The following is a 12,206-nucleotide window of genomic DNA, read 5'->3' as shown; positions in this document are numbered from 1 at the left end:
GCATGACCTGCCCGGCCTGGGACGTCGACCCGCTCTCGGCGGAGTTCCTCGCCGACCCGTATGCGGCGCTGAACCCGCTGCGCGAGGCCGGGCCGGTGTTCCACTCGCCGGTGCTCGACATGTGGGTCGTGACGCGGCACGCGGACATCGAGGCGATCTTCCGTGACCCGGCGACGTTCTCCGCCGCGATCGCGCAGGACCCGCTCCACCCGCTCGCGGACGAGACCCGCGCCGTGCTCGCGACCGGTTTCCGCGCCGGGGCGACGATGTCGAACGCCGACCCGCCCAAGCACACGCGGATCCGGCGGCACAACCTGCGCTCGTTCTCCGCCCGGCGCATCGCGGCGGTCGAGCCGCTCGTGCGGGCGAAGGCCGCGGAGCTGCTCGACGACCTGCTGACCGAGCGCGAGTTCGACCTCGTCGAGGGGCTGACGTTCCCGCTCCCGGCCTGGATGATCTTCTCCTTCCTCGGCTTCCCGTCCGAGGACACCGAACTGCTCAAGAGCTGGTGCGGCAACCGGACGCTGTTCAGCTGGGGCCGGCCGTCGGTGGACGAGCAGGTCGAGATCGCGCAGAACATGGTCCGGTACTGGCAGTACTGCGAGCGGTTCGTCGACGGCCGCATCGCGGACCCGGTCGACGACTTCACCTCCGACCTGGTGCGCGTGCACCTCGCGGACGCCGCAGAGCTGGCCCGGGACGAGATCGTCGGCATCGTCTACGGCCTGAGCTTCGCCGGTCACGAGACCACGACGAACTTGACGACCAACGCGGTCCGCCGGCTGCTGGAGCACCCGGAGGCGTGGAAGGCCCTCTGCGCGGAGCCGGGCCTGATCGAGAACGCGGTCGAGGAGGTCCTGCGCTTCGACACCAGCGTCATCGCCTGGCGTCGCATCACCACGCGGCCGGTCGAGATCGGTGGCGTCGCGGTGCCCGAGGGCGCGCGGCTGCTGCTCTCGCTCGCGAGCGCGGGCCACGACCCCGCGGCGTTCCCGGACCCCGAGACCTTCGACATCCGGCGGGAGGGCGTGCGCGACCACCTCGCGTTCGGCAAGGGCATCCACTTCTGCCTCGGCGCCCCGCTCGCGCGGATCGAGGTCCGGACCGTGCTCGAGCTCCTGACCGCACGGGCCCCGGACCTCGAACTCGTCCCCGGCCAGCAGCTCACCTTCCCGCCCAACGTGTCGTTCCGTGGCCCGCAGTCGCTGCGGCTGCGCCGGGGCTGAGCGGTCGTGGCCAAAGGGGTGGCTCGCGCGCGCGTCGGCAACCTCCCCGCGCCGGCCACCAGCTTCGTCGGCCGCCGGGAGGAGCTGGCCGGGGCCCGCGACCTCATCGCCGGCTACCGGCTGACGACGCTCACGGGGCCCGGCGGCGTCGGCAAGACCCGGCTCGCGCTGGAGATCGCCGCCGTCGTCGCCCCGGCCTTCCCGGACAGAGTGTGGCTGGTCGAGCTCGCCGACCTCCGGGATCCGGGCGACGTCGCCGAGGCGCTGGTCTCCGCACTCGGCATCGGTGGCTCCGCCCCGACCGGTGCCCTCGCGGAGCTGAGCTCCTACGTCGCGTCACGGTCGATGCTGCTCGTCGTCGACAACTGTGAGCACGTGCTCCCCGGGTGTCAGGTGCTCGTCGACCGGCTGCTGCGCGCCGCCCCCGATCTGCGGGTACTCGCGACCAGCCGCCAGCCGCTCGGGCTCGCCGCCGAGCACCTCGTCGACGTCCACCCGCTGCCCGTCCCGGACGAGACGCGACGTCTCAGCCCGGACGAGGCCCGGCAGTTCGGCGCGCTCGCCCTGCTCGAGGACCGGACCGCCCGCATCGCACCTGGGTTCGCGTTGACCGGCGGGAACCTCGCGGCCGCCGCCCGACTCTGCGCGCGGCTGGACGGGGTGCCGCTCGCGATCGAGCTCGCCGCCGCGCGGCTCCGCGTGCTGTCGGTCGAGCAGTTGCTGACCCGCCTCGACGACCGCTTCGCCACCCTGACCGGTGGCGACCCGACCGCGGGGGAGCGGCACCGCACGCTCCGTGGACTGGTCGAGTGGAGCTCCGACCTGTGCTCGGCCGGCGAGCGGACGCTGTGGGCGCGGGCCTCGGTGTTCGCCGGCGGATTCGACCTCGACGCGGCCGAGATGGTCTGCTCCGGCGGGGATCTGACGACGGAACAGATCCTCGACCTCGTCGACGGTCTGGTCGCGAAGTCGATCCTGCTGCCCGAGGCCGGGACCGAACGCGTCCGCTACCGGCTGCTGGAGACGATCGCCGAGCACGGCCGCGAACGGCTGGCGGCGGCGGGCGACACGGCGCGCCTCCGCGACCGGCACGCGGCGTACTACGGCGAGCTGGCCGCGCAGGCGTCGGCCGGGTTCTGGGGCCGCGACCAGCAGCGCTGGCTGGTGCGGATCCGCACCGAGCACGCGAACCTCGCCGTCGCGTTCGACGACCGAATGTCCGTGGGCGCGGCCCCCGACGCGCTCCGGCTCGCGACCGCGCTGCGGTTCTACTGGGTCACCGGCGGCGTCCTGCGCGAGGGGCGGCGATGGCTGGAACGCGCCCTCGACGCCACCGCCGCGTGCGACCCGGTGCTGCGGGCCGAGGCGCTCTGGACCTGCGCGTGGGTCGCGGTGCTGCAGGGCGACTACGCCGCGGTCGAGCGGCGGCTCGACGAGTGCGACGCCCTCGCGGACCGGCACGGGCTGACCACCGCCGCCGCCCACGCCGCGACCTGGCGCGGGACGCTCGAGCTGTTCAACGGCGACCTCGCCCGCGCCCTCGCGCAGTTCGAGCTCGCGGCCGGCCGGCACGCGGCGGCGAGCGACGCCGAGGGTGCGCTGATGACGCTGTTTCAGCTCGGCGTCACGGCCTCGCTGCTCGGGTACGCGGAGAAGGCGCGCGCCGCGTGCGCCGACGCGCTCAAGCTGAGCGAGTCGGTGGGGGAGACCTTCGCCGGTTCCTACGCGCTCTGGGTCCTCGGCCACGACGCGTGGTCCTCGGGTCGGCTGGACGAGGCGGAGGACTACGCCCGCCGCGCGCTGCGCCTCAAGTACGAGCAGTTCGACACGATCGGCATCCCGCTGGTCGCCGAGGTGCTCGGCAGCGTGCTCGTCTCGCGCGGGGACATCGAGCACGGGGCGCGCGTCCTCGGTGTCGCCACCGCGGTGTGGGAGGTCGCCGGGACCCGGATGAACGCGTTCGGGCCGGCCCTGGCCGCGACGCACGACCGGTCCGCCGCCCGGGCGCGCGAGGTCCTCGGCACAGCCGCCTTCGACGCCGCCCTCGAGGCGGGCCGGACCCTGACCCCGGCCGCCGCCCGCGCGCTGCTGCTCGGCGAGAGTCCCGTCGACGACGAGGAAGGCCCCGACGACGACGCCGACCTGAGCCCGCGTGAGCGTCAGGTCGCGGAGCTGATCAGGCAGGGCCGGAGCAACCGGGAGATCGCCGCCGCGCTCGTCCTCTCGACGCGGACGGTCGAGGGCCACGTCCGGCGGATCCTGGCCAAGCTGGGCTTCCACTCCCGCGTGGAGATCGGGCTCTGGGCGCGGGACGCCCGGCCCGGTACCTGACCCATCGCAAAGCCCATCGCGTAGTGCGTCACGTAGTTCTGCGCATGCGCACCCGTGCGCGCCGCGTCAGGCTCGGGGGCGACGAGTCCCGCGTCCGGCCGAGGAGGCCACCCATGCCCACCATCGCCATCGTCGGGGCCGGCCAGTCCGGCCTCCAGCTCGCGTTCGCGCTCCACCGTGACGGCCACGAGGTCACGCTGTACTCGGACCGCACGGCCGAGCAGATGGCGGCGTCGCGGCTGCCGTCGTCGAACGCGATGTTCAGCCGCAACCTCGACCGGGAGCGGGCGCTCGACATCTGCCTGTGGGACGGCGAGCAGCCGCTGATCGACTACACGTTCTGCCGCATCGCCGACGGCCCCGAGGGGGACCTCGCGCTCAGCTTCGACGGCCGGTTCGCCCGGCACGCGCAGTCGGTGGACCAGCGGCTCAAGTTCGGCACGTGGCTGAACCTGTTCTCCGACCGCGGCGGGAAGGTCGTCTACGGCACGGTCGACGTCCCGACGCTGGAGAGCATCGCCGCGACCGCCGACCTCACGATCATCTCCGCCGGGAAGGGCGACATCACGCGCCTGTTCGAGGTGAACACCGCGATGCTCACCTACGACCGGCCGCAGCGCTCGATCGGGATGGCGGCGCTCGTCGGCTGCGTCCACGACGCACCTGACGGGGTGTACTACAACATCCGGCCCGGCGTCGGGGAGGCGTTCGGCATCCCGATGGTCACGCACGCCGGCCCCGCGATCGCCTGGGTCATGGAGGCCGTTCCCGGTGGGCCGATGGACCGCTGGGGCGCGGCCACCGACCCCTCGTCGATGCTGGATCTGACGAAGCGTGTGTTCTCCGACTTCTTCCCGTGGGAGAACGACCGCGTCCGCGATGCCGAGCTCGCCGACGCCAATGCCTGGCTGTGCGGCGCGGTCCCGCCGCTGGTGCGCAAGCCGATCGCGACCCTGCCGTCCGGGGCGAAGGTGGTGGGCATCGCCGACGTCGTCGTCCTCAACGACCCGTGCTGCGGCCAGGGCGCCAACAACGCCTGCATGCACGCGGACATCGTCCACCGGCTCATCACGGCGGCGGGGGACGGACCGTTCGACGACGCGTTCCTGCAGTCGACGTTCGACGAGTTCTGGTCCTACGCGCAGTTTCCGACGGGGTTCACCAACACGATGCTCGCCCCGCCGCCGTACGCCCTCGCGGTGCTCGGGGCGGCGACGCAGATCCCCGAGGTCGCGCACCGGTTCTGCAACGTCTTCGACGACCCGACCGACCTCCCGAACTTCCTCGCCGACCCCGCGACCGCGGAGGCGTTCGTCGCGGCCGCGGGGGCGCGCGCCGGCTACGCGGCCCGCGGGCGCACGGTCGCGGCGGTGCCGGCTGGGGTGGTGTGAACGTGGCACCCGAGGTCGCGTTCGCGGTCCCGGGTGACGACCTCCGCGCGTACCGGCAGTCGCTCGGGACGTTCCCGACCGGGATCGCCGTCATGACCGCCGCGCACGACGGACGTCGCGTCGGGCTGACCGCGAACTCGTTCGGCTCGGTCTCGCTGGACCCGCCGCTGGTGCTGTGGAACCTGCGGACCTGCTCGTCGAGCCTGCCGGTCTACCGGGCGGCGGGGCACTTCGGCGTCAACGTCCTCGCCTGGCAGCAGGAGGAGGTCTCGCGGCAGTTCGCCACCCCGGCGGACGACCGGTTCACCGGGGTCGAGACCACGGTCGGGACCACCGGGGCGCCGCTGATCGCCGGCTGCGCGACCCAGTACGAGTGCCGCCTGGCCGGAGAGTTCGTCACCGGCGACCACGTCGTGCTGGTCGGCGAGGTGCTCCGCTACCGAAACTTCCACCGCGAGCCGCTGATCTTCTTCCGCGGGGACTGCCGGTGGTTCGAACAGCCCGTCGTCAGCTGACGCGCCGCGTCAGGCCGTGTCTCGTCCGAGCAGGTGCCGGATCGCCCGCGGGGTGACGTGAAGGAGCCGGGCGAGCTCGTCGATGTCCTCGCCGTTGCGGAGGGCCTCCAGCAGCCAGACCCGCTCCCGGGCGACGGTCTGCAGCGAGGCGGCGTGGTCGCGGGCGAGCAGCGCCTCGACGACCGCAGGGTCCAACCGGGCCGAGGCGCCCGGAACGGCCGGGGCGTCCGGAGCGGCCGCAGCGTCCGGCGTCTCGGGCTGGTCCTCGGGGTGCGGGGAGCTCACGTCCCTCCCTCCGCTCGGTCTTCACGTCGTTCAGAAAATTGTGAACAATATTCGGGCGCGGCGCAGGCGAATCGGTCCACCCCGTCAGGACTGACCGTTGCCAGCCGCGGAGGATTACTCTAGGAATAGACAATTGCGCTCGTACCCCAATCGTGGAGGTCGGTATGGCCGAGGGAACCGTCGATGGTCTGCATGTGGAGAACCTCACGGTCCGCTACGGCGGTCTGACCGCCGTCGACGGCCAGACCCTGACGGCCCCGCGTGGCCGCATCACCGGGCTGATCGGGCCCAACGGTGCCGGCAAGACCACGACCTTCAACGCGATCACCGGCGTCGTGCGCCCGGCCGCGGGCAAGGTCGTGCTCTTCGGTGAGGACGTCACCTCCGCCCCGCCGCAGGCCCGCGCGCTCAAGGGCCTGGGCCGCACGTTCCAGCGGATGGAGCTGTTCGAGACGCTGTCGGTGCGCGAGAACGTGCGCATGGGGCGCGAGGCCGCGATGGCCGGCCGGAACCCGCTGCGGCACCTCGCCGCGCGTCCGGCCGAGCGCCGCGCGACCAAGCAGCACGCCGCCGAGGCGATGGAACTCTGCGGCATCTCCCACCTCGCCGACCGGCGTCCGGCCGACCTCTCCACGGGTCAGCGCCGGCTCGTCGAGCTGGCCCGCGTCTCCGCCGGCGACTTCCGGCTGCTGCTGCTCGACGAGCCCTCGTCCGGTCTGGACGGCTCCGAGACCGAGCGCTTCGGCGAGATCCTGCGGACGCTGGTCGCCGAGCGCGGCCTCGGCATCCTCATCGTCGAGCACGACATGGCGCTCGTCATGAGCACCTGCGAGTACATCCACGTCCTCGACTTCGGCAAGCCGATCTTCGAGGGCACGCCGCGCGAGGTGCAGACGTCCGAGCTGGTCCGCAGCGCGTACCTCGGCTCCGAGGCGCCCGAGCTCGAGACCGACGAGCTCGCGAGTTGAGGCCCGGCGGCCTCGAGGTCGTCGCCCACACGACGGTCGTCCTGGTCCGCCACGGTCAGGCGGAGCGCGGGACGACCGACCCCGGCCTGTCCGCGCGCGGCCGCGAGGAGGCGAACGCGGTCGCCAAGGCGCTCGCCGGTGAACCCGTCGAGGCGGTCTACTGCTCGCCCCAGCGCCGGGCGCTGGAGACCGCCGCTCCGCTGTGTGCCGAACTCGGCCTCCGGGCGCAGGTCCGCGACGGGCTCGCCGAGTTCGACCGCCGCTCGACGGAGTACGTCCTGCTGAGTGAACTCCGCGCCGCCGGTGACCCCCGCTTCGACGCCTGCATGGCCGGCGACCTCACGCCGTGGGGCATCGACCTCCCGACCTTCCGCGCCGAGGCCGGCGAGGTCCTCGCCGAGATCCTGACGACCCACGCCGGCGGCCGGGCTCTCGTCGTCAGCCACGGCGGGGTGCTCAACGTCCTCCTCGGCGCCGCGGTCGGCATCGACCGGATGTGGTTCTTCCACCCCGACAACTGCGGAATCAACCGCCTCGTCGCCGACACCTCCGGCGGCGTCCGCCTCGCCTCCCTCAACGAGACCCAGCACCTGCCCCCGCCCCTTGTCACAAAAGGGTGACACCCCTTACTGCGCAGTAAGGGGTGTCACCCTTTTTGAACGTCGGCGGAGGGGCGTCAGTCGCCGGCGGCGGCGCGGACGGCGTCGATCGCCTCGACCAGGGAGGCGCGCTCCGCGGGGGAGGCGCCGGGCAGGCCGTACTCCACCGCGTCGAGGACGGCGGAGGCCCGCTGGAGCAGGTCGCGGCCCTCCTCAGTGATCGTCACCAGCGTCGCGCGCCGGTCGCTCGGGTGCGGGGTGCGGACGAGGAGCCCGCGGGCCTCGAGGCGGTCGGTCGCGACCGTCGCCGTCGTCGGGTGGACCAGCAGCGACTTCGCGAGCCGGGACACCGACCGGGTGTGGTTGTCGGACATCTCCAGCGTCACCAGCAGCATGAAGTCGGTGAGCTTGATGTCGTGCCGCTTGAGTTCGGCCTCGATGTTCGTCGTCATCAGCCGGTGCAGCCGCAGGACCGACGTCATCGCGATGAACGAGTCCTCGTCGATCCCGAGGTGCTCCCCGCGCCAGTACTTGTGCGCCCGGGTGAGCGGGTCCGACCGCTGACCCGCTTTCGCGGGTTTCGAGGTCGGCGACGGCATGCCCGAACTCTAACGGCGGGCGTGCGCCGCCGGTCCGGGTGGCGCGCTCAGCGGGCGGTGAACGTGAGCGGGAGGCTCGCGGGGCCGCGGAGGACGAAGCTGCGGTGGTACGGGACCTCGGCGGGGTCGCAGGCGAGGCGGATGTCCGCGAGCCGGTCGAGGAGTCGCTCGGCGGCGATGCGGAGCTCGAGCCGGGCGATGTTCGCGCCGAGGCAGAAGTGCTCGAAGCGGGCGAAGGTCAGGTGGGGCGCACGGTCGCCGTCGAGGTCGAGGGTGCCGGGCTCGGCGAAGGTCTCGGGGTCGAGGTTGGCCGAGCCGTAGACCAGCCACACCACCGAGCCGGCGGGGACGGCGACGTCGCCGATCGTCCCGTCGGTCGTCGCGACGCGGAACATGCCCTGCACCGGGGCCTCGACGCGGAGCATCTCCTCGACGAGCGTCGGGATCAGCGCGTGGTTCTCGCGGACGCGGTCGGCGAGGCCGGGCTCCTGCGCGAGCCGGTTGACGAGCATCCCGGCCGAGTTCGTCGTCGTCTCGTTCCCGGCGACGAGGAACTGGACGAGCATGTTGAGCATCTCGTCGAGCGTCAGCGGCTCCTCGCCGGCCATGCGCGCCTCGACGAGGTCGGTGAGCAGGTCGTCCTGCGGCTCGACGCGGCGGCGCTCGATCTCGTCGGTGAAGTAGTCGTAGAAGGTGTCGACCTCGTCGAAGATCTCGGCGATCTCCTCGCGGGTCTGCTCGACGGCGCCGACGCCGGCGGTGAACGCGTTCGACCACCGCTTGAACTGGTCCATGTTCTGCGGCGGGACGCCGAGCATCGTCGCGATGACCGTCATCGGCAGCGGGATCGCGAACTGCGGGACGAGGTCGACCTTCCCGTCCGCGATGAAGCCGTCGATGAGCTCGTCGACGAGGCGCCGGACCTCCGGCTCCAGCTGCTTGATGCGCTTCGGGCTGAAGGCCGCGGACACCAGCTGGCGCTGCCGCTTGTGCAGCGGCGGGTCGGTGAAGAGCAGGACGGGAGACTCGGCGAGCTTGAGTCGACGCTCGGCCTGGGCGCGCAGGCGCTCCGGCGTCTCGGGGTCGGCGATCAGCTTCTTCGCCAGCCCGGTCACCGAGCTCGGGCCGCTCGCCATCGCGGAGGAGAAGGTCGCGGTGTCCTTGAGGACCTCGATGACGTCGGCGTAGCGGGTGACGACGAACGCCTTGAGCGTCTCGTCGTACGTCACCGGCGCCTCGGTCCGCAGCACGTCGTACAGCGGCCACGGGCACCGCACGAGCCCGGGGTCGTTGGAGATCAGGCGCGTCAGATCAGAGGTCTCGACCACGGTGCGACGGTAAACCGTAGATTGCCAAAAAGTCTAGTACGCGACTAAATTGGCCGGGTGCTGACGACGGCCGAGATGTTGCAGATGTACCGGACGATGGCCCTGATCACGGCCACCAGCGATCGCGCGTCCGCGGAGGTGAAGAGCGGCTCCCTGCAGTCCGCCTTCTACCCCGTGCGCGGACTGGAGGGCGTCTGCGGCGCGCTCTCGATCGCGGTGACCCCGCAGGACCAGCTCGTCTCCACCTACCGCTCGCTGGGCGACGCGCTCGCGAAGGGGTCGAACCTGCGGCGGGTGATCGCCGAGATCTACGGCCGGTCCGACGGGGTGTGCGGCGGCAAGGGCGGCCCGATGCACCTGCACGACACCTCGATGGGCTTCATGACGAGCACCGGCATCGTCGGCTCCGGCATCCCGATCGCCGTGGGGCTCGGGATCGCGGCGCAGCTCGACGGGCCGAGCTCGGAAGGCACCGGGCGCGCGGTCGTCACCACCTTCGGTGACGGCGCCACCTCGATCGGCGCCTTCCACGAGGGCATGAACATGGCCGGGCTCTGGAAGCTGCCCGTCGTCTTCCTCTGCCAGAACAACCAGTGGGGCGAGCACACGCCGATCGCCGAGTACGCCGCGAACACCGACCTCGCCGGCCGCGCGCAGGCGTACGGGATGCGCACCGTCCGCGTCGACGGGTTCGACCCGGTCGCCACCGCCGAGGTGTTGCGCGACGCGCTCACCCGCGCCCGCAACGGCGAGGGCCCGACGTTCGTCGAGGCCGTCACCTACCGGCTCACCGGGCACAGCGGCTCCGCCGACTACAGCTACATGCCGGCCGACGAGCTCGCGGCCGCGCTCGAGCGTGACCCGGTGCCGACGTTCCGCCGCCGGCTGCTCGAGTCCGGTGCCGCGAGCGAGGCCGACCTCGCCGCCCTCGACGCGGAGGTGGTCGCGCAGGTCGACGACGCCTTCGCCTTCGCCCAGGCGAGCCCGCCGCCGGAGAAGGACCTGCGGTACCGGGACGTCTTCGCCGACACCGCCGCCCTGGCGGGGACGGGAGTGGCGCTGTGAGCACGTCCGCCTTCCTCTCCGACGACTCCTCGGGCGCCGCGCAGACCGAGGTCATGACGATGGCGCAGGCGCTGAACTCCGCCCTGCACCTCGCGATGGACGCCGACTCAAAGGTCCTGCTGCTCGGCGAGGACGTGGCCGACCCGATCGGTGGCGTCCTGAAGATCTCGAAGGGCCTGTCGACGAAGTACGGCCGCGACCGCGTGCGCCCCACGCCGATCGCGGAGACCGGCATCATCGGCGCGGCCGTCGGGCTCGCGATGGGTGGTTACAAGCCGATCGCCGAGATCATGTTCATGGACTTCACGACGGTCTGCATCGACCAGATCGTCAACCACGCCGCGAAGCTGCGCTACATGTCCGGCGGTCACACGCCGGTCCCGCTGACGGTGCGGACGGGCGTCGGCACCCGGCGCTTCGGCGCCCAGCACGCGCAGAACCTCGAGGCGTGGTTCATGCACACGCCCGGCATCAAGGTCGTCGTCCCCTCGACGGCGGCCGACGCCAAGGGTCTGCTCGCCTCCTGCATCGACGACCCGGACCCGTGCCTGTTCGTCGAGCACTTCGACCTGGTCTTCACGCAGAAGGACGAGGTGCCGGTCGGGCTGCACAAGGTGCCGCTCGGGAAGGCGGCCGTACGCCGCCCTGGTGAGCACGTCACCGTCATCACCTACGGGACGCAGGTGCGCAACGCGGTCGCGGCCGCGGAGACCCTGGCGGAGCAGGGGATCTCGGCCGAGGTGATCGACCTGCGCACGCTGGTCCCCCTCGACATGGAGACGGTGCTGGAGTCGGTCGAGCGCACGCGGCGCGCCGTCGTCCTTCACGACGCGCACACGTTCTGCGGCCCCGGCGCCGAGCTCGCGGCCCAGATCACCGAGACGCTGTGGGCCGACCTGCTCGCGCCCGTCCTGCGCCTCGGCGCGGGGTACTCGCCCGTCCCGTTCGCGGCGGGCCTCGACTTCCACCCGACCTCCGACGACCTCGTCGCGGCGGTCCACCAGCTGATGGGACGTTGACGTGGCTCTTGCACTCGTGACCGGCGCGGCCCGGGGGATCGGCCGCGCGACCGCGGCGAGGCTGGTGCAGTCCGGCTTCGAGGTGATCGTCGCCGACCTCGACGGCGCGGCCGCCGAGACGACGGCGTCGGAGATCGGCGCCAAGGTCGCGCAGGTCGACGTCGCCGACGAGGCGTCGGTCGCCGCCGTCGCGGCCGGCATCTCCGACCTCGCGGTGCTGGTGAACAACGCCGGCATGTACCTGCCGGGCAAGCTGGCGGACGTCACCCCCGAGCACTTCCACAAGGTCTTCGACGTCAACGTCCTCGGCCCGCTGCTGATGACCCGTCACTTCGCCGACGCCCTTGCCGCTGACGGCGGCGGGTCCGTCGTCAACGTCGCCTCGATGTCGGCGTTCATGCCGGTCCCGGGCACCGGCGTGTACTCGATGGCGAAGGCCGCCGTCGCGTCGTACACCGAGGCCGCGGCACTGGAGTACGCCCCGCGCGGAATCCGCGTCAACGCCGTGGCCCCGGGCCGCATCAGCACCGAGATGACCGCCGACCGCCAGGGCGACCCTGCCCGCGAGGCCCGCACGAACGCCCTGATCCCGCTCGGCCGCTCCGGCCTCGCCGAGGACGTCGCCGAGGCGATCTGCGCCCTCGCGACCGGCGCCGCCTACGTCACCGGCCAGGTCCTCCGCGTCGACGGCGGCCTGACCATCAACACCGTCCCGCTCCTCCAGGCGGCCCAGTCCGGCGGCATCTGACCGGATCTCGCTGCCTCCGCCGCGCTCGCAGGGCCCCGTCCCGCCGATACACCGCTCCGCCCGCCGTATCGTTGTGCGCCGCCCCGCACCCCCGGGATCGCGCTTCACTCGCCACCGCCAGCCTTTACTCGC

12 protein-coding genes are annotated in these 12,206 nt (G+C 72.4%); 9 read left to right on the top strand and 3 right to left on the bottom strand.

From position 1 onward, the window contains the following. The first annotated feature begins 2 nt into the window (after positions 1-2). From SPOPO_RS0105165 to SPOPO_RS0105150, 4 genes are all read left to right on the top strand, one after another. Positions 3-1,226, top strand: coding sequence for a cytochrome P450 (locus SPOPO_RS0105165; protein ID WP_028984531.1), 1,224 nt, complete (start codon positions 3-5; stop codon positions 1,224-1,226). 6 nt (positions 1,227-1,232) lie between these two features. Then, the gene (locus SPOPO_RS0105160; protein WP_156869577.1) at positions 1,233-3,557 is read left to right on the top strand and encodes an ATP-binding protein; all 2,325 of its coding nucleotides are present in this window, start codon (positions 1,233-1,235) and stop codon (positions 3,555-3,557) included. Between the two features lie 113 nt (positions 3,558-3,670). Then, the gene (locus SPOPO_RS0105155) at positions 3,671-4,948 is read left to right on the top strand and encodes a styrene monooxygenase/indole monooxygenase family protein (RefSeq protein WP_019873719.1); all 1,278 of its coding nucleotides are present in this window, start codon (positions 3,671-3,673) and stop codon (positions 4,946-4,948) included. A 2-nt stretch (positions 4,949-4,950) separates the two neighbouring features. Beyond that, positions 4,951-5,463 (top strand): flavin reductase family protein, encoded by a 513-nt coding sequence (locus SPOPO_RS0105150; protein ID WP_028984530.1) that lies wholly within the window; start codon positions 4,951-4,953, stop codon positions 5,461-5,463. A 9-nt stretch (positions 5,464-5,472) separates the two neighbouring features. Here SPOPO_RS0105150 and SPOPO_RS0105145 read toward each other — a convergent pair whose 3' ends face one another. Continuing rightward, the gene (locus SPOPO_RS0105145; RefSeq protein ID WP_019873717.1) at positions 5,473-5,748 is read right to left on the bottom strand and encodes a hypothetical protein; all 276 of its coding nucleotides are present in this window, start codon (positions 5,746-5,748) and stop codon (positions 5,473-5,475) included. 164 nt (positions 5,749-5,912) lie between these two features. On the opposite strand from SPOPO_RS0105145, the gene SPOPO_RS0105140 reads away from it, so the two are divergent. Next, positions 5,913-6,716: an ABC transporter ATP-binding protein gene (locus SPOPO_RS0105140; RefSeq protein WP_019873716.1), complete on the top strand. Its 804-nt coding sequence runs from the start codon at positions 5,913-5,915 to the stop codon at positions 6,714-6,716. Next, on the top strand, positions 6,713-7,336 hold the full coding sequence (locus SPOPO_RS0105135; protein WP_019873715.1) for a histidine phosphatase family protein: 624 nt from the start codon (positions 6,713-6,715) through the stop codon (positions 7,334-7,336). Before SPOPO_RS0105140 ends, SPOPO_RS0105135 begins: the two co-directional genes overlap by 4 nt. A 56-nt stretch (positions 7,337-7,392) precedes the next feature. Here the strand turns inward: SPOPO_RS0105135 and SPOPO_RS0105130 are convergent, their stop codons facing one another. Further along, positions 7,393-7,914: a MarR family winged helix-turn-helix transcriptional regulator gene (locus tag SPOPO_RS0105130; protein ID WP_019873714.1), complete on the bottom strand. Its 522-nt coding sequence runs from the start codon at positions 7,912-7,914 to the stop codon at positions 7,393-7,395. A gap of 47 nt (positions 7,915-7,961) precedes the next feature. Further along, positions 7,962-9,242: a cytochrome P450 gene (locus SPOPO_RS0105125; RefSeq protein ID WP_019873713.1), complete on the bottom strand. Its 1,281-nt coding sequence runs from the start codon at positions 9,240-9,242 to the stop codon at positions 7,962-7,964. Between the two features lie 57 nt (positions 9,243-9,299). On the opposite strand from SPOPO_RS0105125, the gene SPOPO_RS0105120 reads away from it, so the two are divergent. The 3 genes from SPOPO_RS0105120 to SPOPO_RS0105110 are packed head-to-tail and all read left to right on the top strand — an operon-like array spanning position 9,300 to position 12,074. Next, positions 9,300-10,307, top strand: coding sequence for a thiamine pyrophosphate-dependent dehydrogenase E1 component subunit alpha (locus SPOPO_RS0105120; RefSeq protein ID WP_019873712.1), 1,008 nt, complete (start codon positions 9,300-9,302; stop codon positions 10,305-10,307). Beyond that, positions 10,304-11,326: an alpha-ketoacid dehydrogenase subunit beta gene (locus SPOPO_RS0105115; protein ID WP_019873711.1), complete on the top strand. Its 1,023-nt coding sequence runs from the start codon at positions 10,304-10,306 to the stop codon at positions 11,324-11,326. The genes SPOPO_RS0105120 and SPOPO_RS0105115 overlap by 4 nt, the downstream gene beginning before the upstream one ends. Before the next feature lies 1 nt (position 11,327). Continuing rightward, the gene (locus SPOPO_RS0105110) at positions 11,328-12,074 is read left to right on the top strand and encodes an SDR family NAD(P)-dependent oxidoreductase (protein WP_028984528.1); all 747 of its coding nucleotides are present in this window, start codon (positions 11,328-11,330) and stop codon (positions 12,072-12,074) included. The last annotated feature ends 132 nt before the right edge of the window (positions 12,075-12,206 follow it).

Source organism: Sporichthya polymorpha DSM 43042 (assembly GCF_000384115.1).
GTDB lineage: Bacteria > Actinomycetota > Actinomycetes > Sporichthyales > Sporichthyaceae > Sporichthya > Sporichthya polymorpha.
This window is presented reverse-complemented; position numbering and strand designations above follow the sequence as displayed.

What these genes read in the sequence shown, in the direction of transcription:
- SPOPO_RS0105130 (WP_019873714.1), bottom strand. Translation starts at nt 7,914, where the DNA reads ATGCCGTCGCCGACCTCGAAACCCGCGAAAGCGGGTCAGCGGTCGGAC.
- SPOPO_RS0105155 (WP_019873719.1), top strand. Translation starts at nt 3,671, where the DNA reads ATGCCCACCATCGCCATCGTCGGGGCCGGCCAGTCCGGCCTCCAGCTC.
- SPOPO_RS0105165 (WP_028984531.1), top strand. Translation starts at nt 3, where the DNA reads ATGACCTGCCCGGCCTGGGACGTCGACCCGCTCTCGGCGGAGTTCCTC.
- SPOPO_RS0105140 (WP_019873716.1), top strand. Translation starts at nt 5,913, where the DNA reads ATGGCCGAGGGAACCGTCGATGGTCTGCATGTGGAGAACCTCACGGTC.